15 protein-coding genes and 1 tRNA gene are annotated in these 15449 nt (G+C 63.8%); 9 read left to right on the top strand and 7 right to left on the bottom strand.

Translation table 11 applies throughout. From position 1 onward, the window contains the following. Positions 1–288: 288 nt before the first annotated feature. Together B7G53_RS02360 and B7G53_RS02355 are read right to left on the bottom strand one after the other, a co-directional pair. Positions 289–1260 carry a response regulator gene (locus tag B7G53_RS02360; protein ID WP_096662981.1) on the bottom strand — a complete coding sequence of 324 codons (972 nt, stop codon included), beginning with the start codon at positions 1258–1260 and terminating at the stop codon, positions 289–291. Then, complete coding sequence (locus B7G53_RS02355) at positions 1257–4754, bottom strand: hybrid sensor histidine kinase/response regulator (RefSeq protein ID WP_096662978.1); 3498 nt, start codon at positions 4752–4754, stop codon at positions 1257–1259. Before B7G53_RS02355 ends, B7G53_RS02360 begins: the two co-directional genes overlap by 4 nt. Before the next feature lie 153 nt (positions 4755–4907). Between B7G53_RS02355 and B7G53_RS02350 the strand changes: the two genes are divergently transcribed. The 9 genes from B7G53_RS02350 to B7G53_RS02315 all read left to right on the top strand — a co-directional run bounded on the left by B7G53_RS02350 (position 4908) and on the right by B7G53_RS02315 (position 10332). Next, positions 4908–5210 (top strand): urease subunit gamma, encoded by a 303-nt coding sequence (locus B7G53_RS02350; protein ID WP_077592967.1) that lies wholly within the window; start codon positions 4908–4910, stop codon positions 5208–5210. A 21-nt stretch (positions 5211–5231) separates the two neighbouring features. Then, positions 5232–5429, top strand: coding sequence for a hypothetical protein (locus B7G53_RS22415; RefSeq protein ID WP_141396276.1), 198 nt, complete (start codon positions 5232–5234; stop codon positions 5427–5429). A 7-nt stretch (positions 5430–5436) separates the two neighbouring features. Then, entirely contained in the window at positions 5437–5742 is a 306-nt protein-coding gene (locus tag B7G53_RS02345) for an urease subunit beta (RefSeq protein WP_096662975.1), read from the top strand. An 85-nt stretch (positions 5743–5827) separates the two neighbouring features. Beyond that, positions 5828–7546, top strand: coding sequence for an urease subunit alpha (gene ureC, locus B7G53_RS02340; RefSeq protein WP_096662972.1), 1719 nt, complete (start codon positions 5828–5830; stop codon positions 7544–7546). Positions 7547–7560: 14 nt separating this feature from the next. Next, complete coding sequence (gene ureE, locus B7G53_RS02335; protein WP_096662969.1) at positions 7561–8178, top strand: urease accessory protein UreE; 618 nt, start codon at positions 7561–7563, stop codon at positions 8176–8178. Beyond that, on the top strand, positions 8175–8873 hold the full coding sequence (locus B7G53_RS02330) for an urease accessory protein UreF (RefSeq protein ID WP_096662966.1): 699 nt from the start codon (positions 8175–8177) through the stop codon (positions 8871–8873). The genes ureE and B7G53_RS02330 overlap by 4 nt, the downstream gene beginning before the upstream one ends. Before the next feature lie 32 nt (positions 8874–8905). Continuing rightward, positions 8906–9562 carry an urease accessory protein UreG gene (gene ureG / locus B7G53_RS02325; protein WP_096662963.1) on the top strand — a complete coding sequence of 219 codons (657 nt, stop codon included), beginning with the start codon at positions 8906–8908 and terminating at the stop codon, positions 9560–9562. Positions 9563–9621: 59 nt separating this feature from the next. Then, positions 9622–9709: transfer RNA gene (locus tag B7G53_RS02320), tRNA-Ser, on the top strand. A gap of 152 nt (positions 9710–9861) precedes the next feature. After that, entirely contained in the window at positions 9862–10332 is a 471-nt protein-coding gene (locus tag B7G53_RS02315) for a hypothetical protein (RefSeq protein ID WP_096662960.1), read from the top strand. 82 nt (positions 10333–10414) lie between these two features. Here the strand turns inward: B7G53_RS02315 and B7G53_RS22750 are convergent, their stop codons facing one another. The 5 genes from B7G53_RS22750 to rph form a co-directional block, all read right to left on the bottom strand. Continuing rightward, positions 10415–11290, bottom strand: coding sequence for a hypothetical protein (locus B7G53_RS22750; RefSeq protein ID WP_176491257.1), 876 nt, complete (start codon positions 11288–11290; stop codon positions 10415–10417). A 269-nt stretch (positions 11291–11559) separates the two neighbouring features. After that, complete coding sequence (locus B7G53_RS02305) at positions 11560–12417, bottom strand: outer membrane beta-barrel protein (protein WP_096662957.1); 858 nt, start codon at positions 12415–12417, stop codon at positions 11560–11562. A gap of 302 nt (positions 12418–12719) precedes the next feature. Next, positions 12720–13970, bottom strand: a complete 1251-nt coding sequence (gene hemW / locus B7G53_RS02300; RefSeq protein ID WP_096662954.1) for a radical SAM family heme chaperone HemW — start codon at positions 13968–13970, stop codon at positions 12720–12722. A 19-nt stretch (positions 13971–13989) separates the two neighbouring features. Continuing rightward, positions 13990–14589 (bottom strand): RdgB/HAM1 family non-canonical purine NTP pyrophosphatase, encoded by a 600-nt coding sequence (gene rdgB, locus B7G53_RS02295; protein WP_096662951.1) that lies wholly within the window; start codon positions 14587–14589, stop codon positions 13990–13992. A gap of 46 nt (positions 14590–14635) precedes the next feature. Beyond that, a complete protein-coding gene (gene rph / locus B7G53_RS02290; RefSeq protein ID WP_096662948.1) occupies positions 14636–15364 on the bottom strand; it encodes a ribonuclease PH in 729 nt (242 codons plus the stop codon). Between the last annotated feature and the right edge of the window lie 85 nt (positions 15365–15449).

Raw genomic sequence — 15449 nt, 5'->3', positions numbered from 1 at the left:
AGGGGCACTGAAAACACTGTGAATTCGGGCTCTTGGAAGCGCCGCATTTGAGAAGGAAGCCGCGTGGTAAGGGGGCTTCGATGTAAAAAGCTGATGCTTTACCGAATCACGTATTGTAACCGTTACCACGCCTGCATGCACAAAGCCAGCCCAAGGGCCGCACACCAACATGAGTGGGAGGATCTTCTCCCGACCAGCCGGGGCCGCGGAACCGGCTTTGCCGGGCCGCAGGCGCAGCGGCCCTCCTGGGGCAGGGAGTTACACGCAGTGAACAACCGTGGGGGCGACTCAGTCTTCAAACTGCGGGTGCAGCAGCCGGATCCGGCTCATGGCCATGCCGGCCGCCGCGGTGCGGGTTTCGACCCCGAGTTTGGCAAACACCCGCTCCAGGTGTTTTTTCACCGTCATCGGGCTGGTGCCCAGGATGTCGCCGATATCCCGGTTGATCTTGCCCTTGACCACCCAATACAGCACCTCGGCCTCGCGCGCCGTGAGTTTGAAGCTCAGGCTCATGGCCTGGATCACGGATTCATCGGACTCCTCGCGCATGATGATCAGCCAGTCGTCGTCTCCGGTTTGCTGGTGCAGGCGAAAGGTCAGACGCCGCGCGCCGGGCGCCGGGCTCGGGCAGGTCAGGCGCGGCGGCTCGATCTGGCGTTCGGCATCGGCCAGATGGCGGCGCAGCCAGTTCTGCACCGGCTCGGGCGTCTGCGGCGCGCTGGTGCCGTAATACTGCTGCAGCAGCTCGCGCGCCAATGGCGTCTGCCACATCAGCCTGCCGTCACTGGCGCGCACCGTGATGGTGGCGTAGCCAAAGGCGTCCAGGGCGTTGCGCGCCTGGCGCTTTTCGCGCGCGCTCTGCAGGTGCACACCGATGCGCGCCAGCACTTCCTTGGGCTTGATCGGTTTGGTCACATAGTCGACGCCGCCCGATTCCAGCGCGGCGACCAGGTATTCGGTCTCGGTCAGCCCGGTCATGAAGATGATGGGAATGTGCGCGGTGCGGGCATCGGCCTTCAGGCGCTTGGCCACCTCGAAGCCATCCATGCCCGGCATCATCGCGTCGAGCAGCACGATGTCGGGCAGGGCCTGGGCGGCACGCTGCAAGGCGGCCTCGCCGTGGGTGGCCACCAGCACGGTGTAGCCTGATTCATCGAGCGCGTCGTGCAGCACCGACAGGTTGTCCGGCACGTCGTCGACGATCAGCACCACGTCGCTGTTGGCGCGGTCCAGCGTCTGCGCGAGGGTGCGGTCGCTCATGTCGGCACCTGGCGGAGCTGCTGGCTCATGGTCTCGAACTGGAACTGGCGCGCCAGGCCACGCATCTCGGCGGCAAACCCGGCGCTTTGCGGCTGTGATTTCTCGATCTCGTCCAGGGTGTTCATGATGCCGCGAAAATAGCCGAGGTTGACCACCTCGCGCAAGGCGTCAAGCTGCGCCGCCGGCGGGTAGATGCGCGGCAGCGTAGGAGCGGGCGGTGCCGCCGGGGCCGGCAACGGCGCTTCCAGCCAGACCAGCGCCAGGCGCCGCTCCAGCCAGTCCAGCAGCTCGCTGTGGCGCACCGGCTTGAGGATAAAGTCCTCCAGGCGGATGCCCACATCGTTGTCCAGCCCCTTGTCGAAGGCGTTGGCCGACACGATGGCCAGGTGAATCCCGGCATGGCCCGCGGCACGCACGCGGCGCAGCGTTTCCCAGCCGTCGATGCCCGGCATGGCCAGGTCCATCAGGATGATCTCGGGCCGGTAGCCGGCGGCCAACAGGTCCAGGCAGTCATGGCCGCTGGCGGCCGTGCGTATCTCGAAACCCAGCGGCTGCAGCACATTGACCAGCAGCTCGCGGTCGGCCTCCTCGTTGTCCACCACCAGCACGCGCCGGCGCGGGCCGGCGTAGCCGTAACGCGCCTTGTGCGCGCGCGACGACGGCGCCGGCAGCGCCGCACCGGGCGCCAGCCGCACCTCGGGCAAGAACAGCTTGACACGAAACACCGAGCCGACATCGGGCGTGCTGGCCACCGTGAGTTCGCCGCCCATCAGGTCGGTCAGCATCTTGGCAATCGTCAGGCCCAGGCCCGCGCCGGGCGCCGCAGGACCGGGTGTGGCCGCCCGCGTGAAGGGTTCGAAAATGCGCTCGATCTCCTGCGCCGACAGGCCGGGGCCGGTGTCCTCGATCTCGATGCTGGCCATCTCGCGCGCGTATTTCAGCCGCAGGCTGATGCGCCCCCGGGCCGTGAACTTGACGGCGTTGCCCAGCAGGTTGATCAGGATCTGGCGCACACGTTTTTCATCGGCGCGCACCACCACCGGCAGCGTGCCTTCGGACTCGAAGTGAAAGGACAGGCCCTTGGCCTGGGCCTCGAGTTCGAACATGCCGGTCATCTCCTGCACAAAGTCGGTGAAGTGCATGGGTTTGACGTTGAGCGTGAGTTTGCCGCTTTCGATGCGCGCAATGTCCAGCGTGCCTTCGATCAGCGAGAGCAGGTGTTCGCCGCCGCGCTTGATCACGCCCACCGCCTGCTGGCGGTGCAGCGGAATCGACGTGTCTTCGCCCATCAGCTGCGCATACCCCAGGATGCTGTTGAGCGGCGTGCGCAGTTCATGGCTGATCGCGCTGATGTAGCGGCTCTTGGCCTGGTTGGCCAGGTCGGCCACCCGTTTGGCCTGCTGCAGCGCCTCGTCGGTCTGGCGGTGCGACTCGATTTCCTTCATCAACAGATGGGTCTGGCGGTTCGACTCTTCCTGCGCCACCTGCCGGCTCTTGTGCGCCAGCACCAGCCACCAGGCCACTAAGCCGGCGATCACCAGCAGCGCCATGTAGGCCTTCAGGAAGCCGGAGCGCAGCGCCGATTCGGAGGCGGCCTGCAGGTCCAGCAAGGCGCGCATTTCCTGGTGGTACAGCAGGCCGAACACGCTCGCCAGCAGCGGCACGATGACCAGCATCAGCAGCAGGAAGTGCCCGAGCCCGGTGTCCAGGTACGGCCAGATGCGGCGCGGCAACAGCCAGCGCAGGGTGGCCGACCATTGCGCCGACAGGCTGGCCTGCGGCTTGCACAGATCGCCGCAACGCGCGTCCAGTGTGCAGCACAGCGAACAGATGGGCCCCTGGTAGGCCGGGCAATGCGCCATGTCCGGGCCTTCGTAGTCGCGCTCGCAGATCACGCAGCGCTTGAGTGCACAGGGTGTGGAATGGCCCTGGGCATCGGCCCCCGGCGCTTCGCCCTGGCGGGCAATGTAATAGCGCCCTTGCGTGGCCCAGGCAATCAGCGGCGAGGTGATGAAAGCCGTGCCCAGCGCAATGACCGCAGAAAAAGCCTGGGCCAGCGGGCCGAACAGGCCCAGATGCGCGGTGACCGACAGCAGCGAGGCCAGCGCCATCGCCCCCACACCGACTGGGTTGATGTCGTAGAGGTGCGCGCGCTTGAACTCGATGCCCTTGGGCGACAGGCCCAGCGGCTTGTTGATGACCAGGTCGGCCACCACCGCCATCATCCAGGCGATCGCGATGTTGGAGTACAGGCCCAGCACATCGCCGAGCGCCTGGAACACATTCATCTCCATCAGCATGAAGGCAATCAGCGTGTTGAACACCACCCAGACCACACGACCCGGGTGGCTGTGCGTCAGGCGCGAAAAGAAATTGGACCAGGCCAGCGAGCCCGCGTAGGCGTTGGTCACATTGATCTTGAGCTGCGAGATCACCACGAACAGCGCGGTGGCGGCCACGGCCCAATCGTAATGCGGAAACACGTATTCATAAGCCGCCAGGTACATCTGGTTCGGGTCGACCGCGCGCTCCAGCGGCACCATGTGCTGGATCGCCAGGTAGGCCAGAAAGGCGCCGCCCAGCATCTTGACCACGCCGAGCAGCACCCAGCCCGGTCCTCCGGCCAGCACGCCGGCCCACCAGCGGCGGCGGTTGGCCGCCGTGCGCACCGGCATGAAACGCAGGTAGTCGGCCTGCTCGCCCATTTGCGTGATCAGCGCGATGCCGACCGTCAGGGCGGCACCAAACAAGTGCAAATCGAACCCTGAACTCGTGCCTCTTTCACCTTTGTAGTGCGTTATTCCGGCGAAGGCACCGGGATCACGCACCAGAACATACACAAACGGCACCACCAGCATGATCAGCCAGAGCGGCTGCGTCCAGACCTGCAGCCGGCTGATGGCCGACACCCCGTGGGTGACCAGGGGAATCACCACCAGCGCGCAAATCAGGTAACCCCAACTGGGCGGAATACCCAGCGCCAGTTCCAGCGCATAGGCCATCACCGCCGCCTCCAGCGCAAAAAAAATGAAGGTGAAGGACGCGTAGATCAGCGAGGTCAGGGTCGAGCCGATGTAGCCGAAGCCGGCGCCGCGCGTCAGCAGGTCCATGTCCACGCCGTAGCGGGCGGCGTAAACGCTGATCGGCAGGCCGGCCATGAAGATGATGAGGCCGGTGGCGACGATGGCCCAGAAAGCGTTGGTGAAGCCGTATTTCACCAGCAGGGTGGCACCCACCGCTTCCAGGATCAGGAAGGAAGCCGCGCCAAACGCGGTGTTGGCGACCCGCCACTCGGACCACCGGCGAAAGCGCTGCGGCGTGAAACGCAGCGCGTAGTCTTCCATGGTTTCGCTGGCGACCCAGCTGTTGTAGTCGCGCCTGACCTTGATGATGCGCTGCACCGGCGCCTCGGCCTCCCCGGCCGGCAGCGGCGCAGGCGCCCAGGGCGGCACCGCCTGCGCAGGCAGGGGCAGCGGAGCGGCCGGGGTGTCCATGGGGCGGGGGCATCAATAGGTCATAAGGCGGAACCTCTGCAAGTGCAGATTCCATGCCACAGAGGGAAAACCAGCGCCGCGCGCCTTGCGCCTGTGGCACCATTCTTGCACCCAGGCGGAGCGTCCACTGCTGCAGCCGACACCGGAGAACCCATGGAACTGACCCCCCGAGAAAAAGACAAGCTGCTGATTTTTACCGCTGCGCTGCTGGCCGAACGCCGCCAGGCCCGCGGCCTGAAACTCAACTATCCCGAAGCCGTCGCGCTGATCAGCGCCGCCGTGATGGAAGGTGCACGCGATGGCAAAACCGTGGCCCAGCTCATGAGCGAAGGCCGGACGATTTTGACCCGCGCCGACGTGATGGACGGCATCCCCGAGCTGATCCCCGACATCCAGGTCGAAGCCACCTTTCCCGACGGCACCAAGCTGGTCACCGTGCACCAGCCGATTGTCTGACCCTTCACCCACACCCACACCATGGCCCGCCTCATGAACATTCGAAATGCTCTTAAGACAGTAGCTACTCTCGCAATAACGGCGGGGGCTGGCGCCTCATTTGCCCATGAAGGTCACGCGATGGCGGGCACGCACTGGCACGCCACGGACGTCTGGGGTTTTGTCGCCATGGCAGGCGTGCTTGCGGTCGCCATCTGGCTGCACAACGGCGACAAGTGAGGCCCCCATGATTCCAGGCGAACTGTTCACCGAAGGCCCCGAGCACGTGCTCAACGCGGGCCGGCGCACCCTGACCCTGGTGGTGCAAAACACCGCCGACCGGCCCATCCAGGTCGGCTCGCACTACCACTTTGCCGAGACCAACGGCGCGCTGGCCTTCGACCGCGCAGCCGCGCAGGGCATGCGGCTCAATATTGCCTCTGGCACGGCGGTGCGTTTCGAACCCGGACAACAACGCACGGTGGAGCTGGTGGACTATGCCGGTGAACGAAAAATTTACGGCTTTCGCGGCTTGGTGCAGGGAAAAGTCTGATGCCCCCACATTCATCACTTTGTGTATTCACTGCCCCCCGAGGGGGTGCTGGCCTCCCTTGGGGCGGCCCTACGGGAGTCCGTTGATGGCAACGATTGGCAGACGCGCTTACGCAGAAATGTTCGGCCCCACCGTGGGCGACCGCCTGCGCCTGTCCGACACCGATCTGGTGGTCGAGGTCGAGGCCGACTACACGCTGCGCGCCGGCAGCTACGGCGAAGAGGTCAAATTCGGCGGCGGCAAGACGATTCGTGACGGCATGGCGCAGTCCCAGAAAACACGCGCAGAGGGCGCGATGGACTGCGTGATGACCAACGCGCTGATCATCGACCACTGGGGCATCGTCAAGGCCGACATCGGCCTCAAGGGTGGTCGCATCGCGGCCATCGGCAAGGCCGGCAACCCCGACACCCAGCCCGGCGTGGACATGATCATCGGCCCCGGCACCGAGATCATCAGCTGCGAAGGCATGATCGTCACCGCCGGCGGCATCGACTCGCACATCCACTTCATCTGCCCGCAGCAAATCGAGGAAGCGTTGACCTCGGGCGTGACCACCATGCTGGGCGGCGGCACCGGGCCGGCCACCGGCACCTTTGCCACCACCTGCACACCCGGGCCCTGGAACATCGAACGCATGCTGCAGGCGGCCGATGCCTTCCCGATGAACCTGGGCTTTCTCGGCAAGGGCAACGCCAGCCTGCCGGCCGCGCTGCATGAGCAGATCGATGCCGGCGTGATCGGCCTGAAGCTGCACGAAGACTGGGGCACCACACCCGCCGCCATCAGCAACTGCCTGGACGTCGCGGATGAGACCGACACACAGGTCGCCATCCACAGCGACACGCTCAATGAAAGCGGTTTTGTCGAGAACACGATTGCCGCCACCCAGGGCCGCACTTTGTGTGCCTTTCACACCGAAGGCGCGGGCGGCGGCCATGCCCCCGACATCCTGAAGGTCGTCGGCGAGCAGAACTTTTTGCCGTCGTCGACCAACCCGACCATGCCCTACACCGTCAACACGCTGGACGAACATGTGGACATGCTGATGGTCTGCCACCACCTGGACCCGGCGATTGCCGAGGACCTGGCTTTTGCCGAAAGCCGCATCCGCAAGGAAACCATTGCCGCCGAAGACGTGCTGCACGACCTCGGCGCCATCAGCATGATGAGCAGCGACAGCCAGGCCATGGGCCGCGTCGGCGAGGTCATCATCCGCACCTGGCAAACGGCGCACAAGATGAAGCTGCAGCGCGGCAAGCTGCCGGGCGACAACGAGCGCAACGACAACTTCCGCGCCAAACGCTACATCAGCAAATACACCATCAACCCGGCGATTGCACACGGCATCGCGCATGAGGTTGGCTCGATCGAGCTCGGCAAGTGGGCCGACCTGGTGGTGTGGAAGCCGGCCTTCTTCGGCATCAAGCCGGCGCTGATCCTCAAGGGCGGCTTCATCGCCATGGCCGCGATGGGCGACCCGAATGCGTCCATCCCGACGCCACAACCGGTGCACTACCGCCCGATGTTCGGCGGCTTCGGCGGCGCGATTGCCAAAGGCTCGCTGACCTTTGTCTCGCAGGCCGGTCTGGCCGGCGGCATCAAGGAACGTTTCGGCTTGGCCAAAAACCTGGCTGCCGTGAAAAACATACGCGGCGTGCAAAAGCGCCACATGGTCCACAATGACTACGCGCCGAAAATGGAGGTCGATGCACAGACCTACTCGGTGCGCGCCGACGGCCAGTTGCTGACCTGCGAACCAGCCGTCAGCCTGCCCATGACCCAACGCTACTTTCTTTTCTGAACTGAATTTTCTCCATGCTCCAGGTTTCCAAAATCATGCCGCAGGGCGCTGGCCTCGCCCCCGTGCTGCACAAGCGCGCGGCCACCGTCGAACTCGACTGGGACATCCGCCAGAAAAGCCGCTTCGAAGCCACCGACTCGCTGGGCCGGCAGCTCGGCATCTTTTTGCCGCGCGGCACGCTGGTGCGCGGCGGTGACGTGCTGGTGGCCGAAGACGGCTCCATGGTCAAGGTGATCGCCGCGCCGCAAACCGTGCTGCGCATCACCGCTTGTCCCACCCACGGCTCACCGTTCGACCTGACACGCGCGGCCTACCACCTTGGCAACCGCCATGTACCCATCGAACTCAAGCCCGACCACCTGAAGATAGAGCCCGACCATGTGCTGGCCGACATGCTGCGGTCCATGCACCTGATCGTCAACGAAGTCAGCGAGTCCTTCGAGCCCGAAGGCGGCGCCTACACCGCTGGCGGCCACGGTCACGCGCACTCACATGCACCGGCGGCGGCCCCCGCGCCGCATGTGCACGGCCCGGACTGCAGCCATGGCCACGACCACGGCCATGAGCACACGCACCACGAAGTGCAGCCGGTGGCGATCCAGATCCACAAACGCAAGCCGCACAACCATTGAACGCAACGGCCCAGTCCCTGCCGGCCACCAGCCTGCTGCAGCTGATCTGGCTGGCCTCCCCGGCCCTGCCGGTCGGCGGATTTTCATACTCGGAAGGGCTGGAAGCCGGCGTAGAAAGGGCGGGAGTAGCTACTGAAAGCATAGCATCCGACTGGCTCAGCGACCAGTTGCAGCTGAGCCTCACGCGCGGCGACCTGGCGGTGATCGCGCAGGCCATACCCGCCTGGCGCAGCGGCGACCTGCAGCGCATCGCCCAGCTCAACGCCTGGGTGCTGCAGACCCGCGAAACCAGCGAGCTGCGGGCGCAGGCCGAGCAGATGGGCCGTTCGCTGCTGGAATGGCTGCGCAACCACCACAGCGTCAGCGCGGCGAATATGGACGCCTGCGCGAAGTTACCGCCCACCTACCCCGTCGCCTTTGCGCTGGCCGCTTCGCCGCTGGCGGCGGGTGTGCCCGATTGCCTGACCGCCTACGCCTTTGGCTGGGCCGAAAACATGATGCAGGCCGCACTCAAGTCGGTGCCGCTGGGCCAGAGCGCCGGCCAGCGCATCCTGGCCCGGCTGGCCGCAGAAATCCCGGCGGCCATCACCACGGCCATGGCACTTGAAGACCACGAACGTCAGGCCTTTTCGCCCATGCTGGCGATTCTTTCCTCGCAACACGAAACCCAGTACTCCAGATTGTTCCGCTCCTGAGTCCGCGACCATTCACCTTCAAGGCAAGCTCCATGAGTTTTCATCACATCGCCAACCGCACCAAGAAACTGCCGCCGCTGCGCGTCGGCATAGGCGGACCCGTCGGCTCCGGCAAAACCACCCTGCTCGAGATGTTGTGCAAGGCCATGAAGGACAAGTACGACCTGGTGGCGATCACCAACGACATCTACACCAAGGAAGACCAGCGCATCCTGACCGTCAGCGGCGCGCTGGCGGCCGAACGCATCATGGGTGTGGAAACCGGCGGCTGCCCGCACACCGCCATCCGTGAAGACGCGTCCATCAACCTGGAGGCGATCGACCGCATGCTGGAAGACTTCCCCGACGCCGATATCGTGTTTGTCGAATCCGGCGGCGACAACCTGGCCGCCACCTTCAGCCCCGAACTCAGCGACCTGACGATTTATGTGATCGACGTCGCCGCCGGCGAAAAAATCCCGCGCAAGGGCGGCCCCGGCATCACCAAAAGCGACCTGTTCGTCATCAACAAGACCGACCTCGCCCCCTACGTGGGCGCCGACCTCGCCGTGATGGAAGCCGACACCATCCGCATGCGCACCACGGCCAAAGGCTTGAAGCCTTTTGTCATGACCAATCTCAAGACCAACACAGGGCTGGCGGAGGTGGTGGCGTTCATTGAAAGCAAGGGCATGCTGCAGAGCGCCTGAAAGAGAGTTTTCTCACCCTTCCCCGTCCGGCAAGAAGGCGAGGCTAAAATACCCCACTTGGAAGCGTGGCAGAGTGGTCGATTGCACCGGTCTTGAAAACCGGCAAAGGGAAACCTTTCGTGAGTTCGAATCTCACCGCTTCCGCCAAACAGCAGCCACCGACAGCCTACGCTCTCGGTGGCTTTTTTATACCCGCGCGCAGCGCCCCGGGCTGGAAACCGCTGATTTACCTGCGCAACTGAACGCAGTAGCATTTGTGCCTTCACCGAACTGTCCCCTTCCCAAAAGGAGTTCCGGCCATGAATCACTTCACACGACTTCTGGTGACGACCTGCCTGTCTGCGTCTGCCGCAGCGTTTGCGGCCGGCGACGTCAGCGACTATGGCAACTCTTCGGCCGACCCTGTGCTGGCAACCACCCAGGCGGCCTTCGCGAAGAAGGACTGGGCCGCCGCCCAGGCCGGCCTGCAGCAGGCCCTGGCGGCCTCGCCGCAAAATGCCGATTACCACAACCTTTACGCCTACTCGATCCGCAAGGGACCCAGCCCCGACATGGCGCTGGTGTTCAAGCACTACGGAGAGGCGCTGCGGCTCAACCCGAAACACCGCGGGGCGCATGAGTACGTGGGCGAGGCCTACCTGATGGTCAATGACGCGACCAAGGCCAAGCAGCATCTGGCCGCGCTCGACAAGCTCTGCTTTCTGCCCTGCGAGGAATACAGCGACCTGAAAAAGGCGATTGCCGCCTACGAGGCCAGGCGCAAGCCTTGAGCCCTCGCAGCGCCGGCTGTGATCTGGACGGGTCGTCCGCAGCGTTGATAGCCGCTACTGCGGCCCTCGAATGCGCGACGGATTATCTGGCGCTGGCGTCACCTACCGGAGCGAGCCGGGCTGAGGCCTGATTGCGCGAAGCATCCTGAACATCGTACGAGCCGAAAACTTCGCGGGCCGAGCGGGTTTCCGGCAGGATATAGACGATGCCATTGGTCCCGGTGAACGACGGGCTCACCACGGTCTCATAGAACTTGACCGGCACATTGATGCAGCCAAAGGAAATGCGGTTGTCCAGTGGACTCGGTGTGGCCAGGCGTTCCGCCCGGCGCTCCTTGGGCTGCCCCGTCACGACCCGGTGCAGCGAAAGGGCAGAGTCGTAGTCGACCCAGAGAACCTCCTGGCCGTGGACATCCCGGTCCAGTGAAGCCACGAAACGACCGGCAGGCGTGGTGCGCTCCGCGGGAAGAATGCTCGACAGCTTGCGCTGGCCAATACCGGGAACGGTGTGGTCGCCCACGGCCAGACCCAACAGCGCGGAAGCAGCGCCTCGAAGTTGTCCCTGTGCATCGAACATATACACACGGGCCTGCACCTTGTCGATGATCATGAAAGGCAGTTTGCCGTTGTTGGCCGAGTCGATCACCCAGTCGGCCAGTTTGCGTGACTCCGGCGAAGCGGCTTCCTGCCCGAAGTTGGCCAGACTGACAAGCTGAGCCGGTGCAAGCTGCGGTTCGACGGGTGCCGGAGCCGAGATGTCGCGCGCGCCTGCGGCGGGTTCTGGCGCGATCAGGGCGGGGGAATTTGTTGCAGCGGTGGCTGGAAGTATCAATGCGCTGAGCGCTACTGCGCCGAGCAGAACGGATCGCGCCAGAAAGACAGACACCGGGCGTGTGAATCCGGCTTGGAGCAGTCCGGCACCAAAACTGTGTTGATCTATATTTAAGGGGCTTGGCATGGTGGTGTTCCTGTGCGCAATACGGGAGCCTGTGGAGGGCGGCATTACGTTCGGATTATGCAGGTTTGAGTCTGGCACATCGGGGCATTTTGATGGCATGGTCTCTGTCTCGCCAGCCCTTGACCGAGGAACCGACACGACCGCAAGGGTCGTGACGGTTCTCGTTCGAGTTATCCCTCTGACCATGGCTGAATGAGAACCCCATTCGACCATTGGACATCGAGGAAGGGGTTGCGGAAGTATTTAACCCCCTCACCCCTCAACTGACTTTAGTTGCGACCCTGTTTGGCCGGACGGACTGGCGGCTCGTAGGCAGGCATTGGCGCGACGGCGGGCGCGACGACAACAGGAGCAGGCGGCGGTGGCGCGACATACACCGGAGCTGGTGCAGGCGCGACAACGGCTGGTGGTACGTAGGCTTGCGCAACAGGGGTCTGGGCTTTGGGGCCAAAACGGTAGACCAGGCCAACTGAGGCCATGTCGATGTGGCCGCGGTTCCTGACCGGGTCATTGATGCGATAGCGCTCCAGTTCGGCACGCACAGCCAGCGCTTGCGTGATGGCGTACTGCATGCCAATACCGACTTTGAGGTTGGTGTCGTTCTTACGCGTGTTGGAAGTGTTCACAGGCACGGCGCCGGTGCTGTTGAAGCTGGCCCTGCTTTGCGCATAAGCCGCACCAACGCGACCGAAGACGGAAAAGCGATCCGACACCGGCAGCATGCCCACCAGATCGAGGTTCAGGCCGCGAACGCGAGTTTCACCGTTGAAGGTGCCGGCTGCGTTATCGATAATTCGGTTGGCGTTAACCGTGTAGCTGGACTTGCCCAAATCAAAATAACCACCTTCCAACGCAAAATTGCGGTTCAGCTGGTAGCCGCCGAAAAGCTTGTAGCCGGTGCCGCTGTTGTCCTCAGTCGCGGAACCAACCCTCAAGCCCTGACCGACCAGCGTTTGGTTGATGGAATCGTTGTTGAAGTTGGCGCGGGTGGCACCGATGTTGCCGCCAATGTACGGACCGGTGGTCTCGTCTTGCGCAAAGGCGCCGGAGCTGGAAACAGTTGCCAGTACCGCCAGAGCGATAAGCCCTAGTCCGCGCCTGGCTGCTGGAAATTTTGATGTCTTCATGATGTCGTCCTAAGGATTGAGACTGGTTAAAAAAGGAGCCGATGATTCACTGCTGGCCTGATTCGTATTGACAAATACAACTCAGACCAGGAGTGCAATCAGTGACTAATATGGGTGGGCATCCGTCGTCGATTTGTAGGAAGATAGCAACAATCACCGTCATTTCGCAAAAAAGCAACACTACAAATTCACGAGGGAATGCCGACCGAGTCTTGGGTCCGTATCCCTGGGCATGCAATGCCTACCTGAGAGAGACTGCTTGCGTCAAATGCCGGCCGCTGCCCAAAAAGCGAACAGCCGGTTTATGACTGGTCAGGATCCAGAAACAGCATCTGCAGATCGTTCAGGAAGTCAAAGCCACGCTCGGTTGGCCTGACCCGCGCAAAGTCGCGCTCGATCAGGCCCCTGCGTTCGGCCTCGTCCAGCCCGGCCTGGATGGCCGTCAATGGCAGGCCGGTTCTGTCTGAAAAGTCCTGCAGCTTGAAGCCCTCGCGCAGGCGCAGGGCGTTGAGCATGAACTCAAACGGCAGCTCGGCGCGGCTGACTTCGTGGTCCTGCGCCACCGGGGTTCCGGCGAGCGCCTTGTCCATGTAGAGCCTGGGCTCGCGAAAGCGCACCTGGCGCACCACGCGGTGCGCAAAACTGAGCTTGCTGTGGGCACCGGCGCCTATGCCGAGGTAGTCGCCGAACTTCCAGTAGTTCAGGTTGTGCAGGCAGCGGTGGCCGGACTTGGCGTAGGCCGAGATTTCGTACCGGTCCATGCCGGCCACCCCGGTCAGTTCGGTGATGCGGTCCAGCATCGCGTAGGCGACGTCCTCTTCAGGCAGCGCTGGCGGGTACTTGGCGAAATACGTGTTGGGTTCGACCGTCAGGTGGTAAATCGAGATATGTGGCGGCTGCAGCGCCAGCGCCTGCCGCATGTCCTGCTCCAGGTTCTCCAGCGTCTGGCCCGGCAGCGCATACATGATGTCGAGGTTGAAGGTGTCGAAAGCCTGCGCGGCCTCTTCAACGGCGGCCAGCGCCTGGGCGCGGTCATGCACGCGGCCCAAAGCTTTCAGGTGCCTGTCGTCAAAGCTCTGCACGCCAACCGACAGGCGCGTGACACCGGCGCTGCGAAAGGCCTTGAAACGGTGTTTCTCAAACGTGCCGGGGTTGGCTTCCAGCGTGATTTCGCAGTCGGGCTCCAGCCGCAGCCGCGCGCGGATGTCGCCCAGCAGGCGGTCGATGGCCTGCGGCGAAAACAGGCTGGGTGTGCCGCCGCCAATGAAGATGCTGTGCACCGTGCGGCCCCAGATCAGCGGCAGCGAGGCTTCGAGGTCGGCCATCAGCGCATCGAGGTAACGCTGCTCGGGCAGCTCGCCCTGCGCCTCGTGCGAATTGAAATCGCAGTAGGGGCACTTCTTCAGGCACCAGGGCAAGTGCACGTACAGCGACAGCGGCGGCAAGGCGCTGAGCTGCAGCGTGCCGTCCCGCATGTAGTGCTGGATGTCCTTGAGCCCCGCCCCGGTTTCCTCCCCGGGTGGCGCGCTGACAACAGGAATGGGGAAAGTCATGAGAAGAAAACGAACATGTTCACAACCAGCGCTCGCGCATCAGGTCCATCATCTGGCGCGCCGCCATGCCGCGGTGGCTGTTGGCGTTTTTGACGTCGACCGGAAGCTCGGCAAAGGTCTTGCCGAAGGCCGGGATGAACATCACTGGGTCAAAACCAAAACCGTTGCTGCCGGCCGGCGCGCGCGCGATCTCGCCGCTGACACGGCCCACCGCAATCAGCGGCTCCGGGTCGTCGGCAGACCGCAGCGCCACCAGCGTGCTGACCAGGGCGGCGCGTCGATCGGTTAGTCCGGCCATCTGCTCGAGCAGGGCGCGCACATTGTTGTCGTCGCCTTTGTCGTAGCCGAATTGCGTGGCATAAAAAGCCGTGTCCACGCCCGGCAGGCCGCCGAAGGCATCGACACACAGGCCGGCGTCGTCGGCCAGTGCCGGCAGGCCGCTCAGGCGCGACGCGTGACGCGCCTTGGCCAGGGCGTTTTCGACAAAGGTTCGAAAGGGTTCCTCGGCCTCGGGAATGCCCAGGTCGGCCTGTTTCACCAGCGTCACGCCCAGCGGCGCCAGCATGGCCTGCAATTCGGCCAGTTTTCCGGGGTTGTTCGATGCAAGGACGATTTTCATAAACAAAATATGGCCTCAGCCCAATCAATACGTACGCAAGCAGCTATCAATTCAGGAGCGACTGCTGCTGCAGCGCAACCAGCTCGCTGATGCCTTTTTCAGCCAGCAGCAGCAGCGCGTCCATTTCCTGGCGCGAAAAGGCCGCGCCTTCGGCGGTGCCCTGCACCTCGACGTAATGGCCGGCGCCGGTCATCACCACGTTCATGTCGGTATCGCAGCTCACGTCTTCAATGTATTCGAGGTCGAGCAAGGGCGTGCCCTGCACGATGCCGACGGAAATCGCGGCCACGTGACCGATGATCGGCGTTTCCTTGAGCTTGCCTTCGGCCAGCAGCTTGTTGACGGCGTCCTGCGCCGCAACAAAGGCGCCGGTGATGCTGGCCGTGCGGGTGCCGCCGTCGGCCTGGATCACGTCGCAGTCCAGGTGAATGGTGCGTTCGCCGAGTTTTTTCAGGTCAAACACCGCGCGCATCGAGCGGCCGATCAGGCGCTGGATTTCCTGCGTGCGCCCGCTCTGCTTGCCGCGCGCGGCTTCGCGGTCGCTGCGGGTGTGGGTGGCGCGCGGCAGCATGCCGTATTCAGCCGTGACCCAGCCCTCGCCGCTGCCTTTTTTGTGGCTCGGCACTTTTTCCTCGACCGAGGCGGTGCACAACACCCGGGTCGCGCCAAACTCGATCAGGACCGAGCCTTCGGCATAAGCGGTGTAGGCGCGGGTGATGCGCACCGGGCGCAACTGGTCGGCGGCACGGGCGCTGCTTCGCGAAAATGAACTCATGGTCAGGGCTTTCTGGCGTCGCTACGCCCGGGAGACAAAAAAAGAGGGAGGAAAGAGGGAAAGAAGGGGAAAGTCAGGCTCAAGG

The organism is Polaromonas sp. AET17H-212 (assembly GCF_002379085.1).
Classification (GTDB): Bacteria; Pseudomonadota; Gammaproteobacteria; order Burkholderiales; family Burkholderiaceae_C; genus Polaromonas.
This window is presented reverse-complemented; position numbering and strand designations above follow the sequence as displayed.

Coding starts and splice junctions, on each gene's coding strand:
- B7G53_RS02360 (WP_096662981.1), bottom strand. CDS start 1,260: ATGAGCGACCGCACCCTCGCGCAGACGCTGGACCGCGCCAACAGCGAC.
- B7G53_RS02355 (WP_096662978.1), bottom strand. CDS start 4,754: ATGGACACCCCGGCCGCTCCGCTGCCCCTGCCTGCGCAGGCGGTGCCG.
- B7G53_RS02350 (WP_077592967.1), top strand. CDS start 4,908: ATGGAACTGACCCCCCGAGAAAAAGACAAGCTGCTGATTTTTACCGCT.
- B7G53_RS22415 (WP_141396276.1), top strand. CDS start 5,232: ATGGCCCGCCTCATGAACATTCGAAATGCTCTTAAGACAGTAGCTACT.
- B7G53_RS02345 (WP_096662975.1), top strand. CDS start 5,437: ATGATTCCAGGCGAACTGTTCACCGAAGGCCCCGAGCACGTGCTCAAC.
- ureC (WP_096662972.1), top strand. CDS start 5,828: ATGGCAACGATTGGCAGACGCGCTTACGCAGAAATGTTCGGCCCCACC.
- ureE (WP_096662969.1), top strand. CDS start 7,561: ATGCTCCAGGTTTCCAAAATCATGCCGCAGGGCGCTGGCCTCGCCCCC.
- ureG (WP_096662963.1), top strand. CDS start 8,906: ATGAGTTTTCATCACATCGCCAACCGCACCAAGAAACTGCCGCCGCTG.
- B7G53_RS02315 (WP_096662960.1), top strand. CDS start 9,862: ATGAATCACTTCACACGACTTCTGGTGACGACCTGCCTGTCTGCGTCT.
- B7G53_RS22750 (WP_176491257.1), bottom strand. CDS start 11,290: ATGCCAAGCCCCTTAAATATAGATCAACACAGTTTTGGTGCCGGACTG.
- B7G53_RS02305 (WP_096662957.1), bottom strand. CDS start 12,417: ATGAAGACATCAAAATTTCCAGCAGCCAGGCGCGGACTAGGGCTTATC.
- hemW (WP_096662954.1), bottom strand. CDS start 13,970: ATGACTTTCCCCATTCCTGTTGTCAGCGCGCCACCCGGGGAGGAAACC.
- rdgB (WP_096662951.1), bottom strand. CDS start 14,589: ATGAAAATCGTCCTTGCATCGAACAACCCCGGAAAACTGGCCGAATTG.
- rph (WP_096662948.1), bottom strand. CDS start 15,364: ATGAGTTCATTTTCGCGAAGCAGCGCCCGTGCCGCCGACCAGTTGCGC.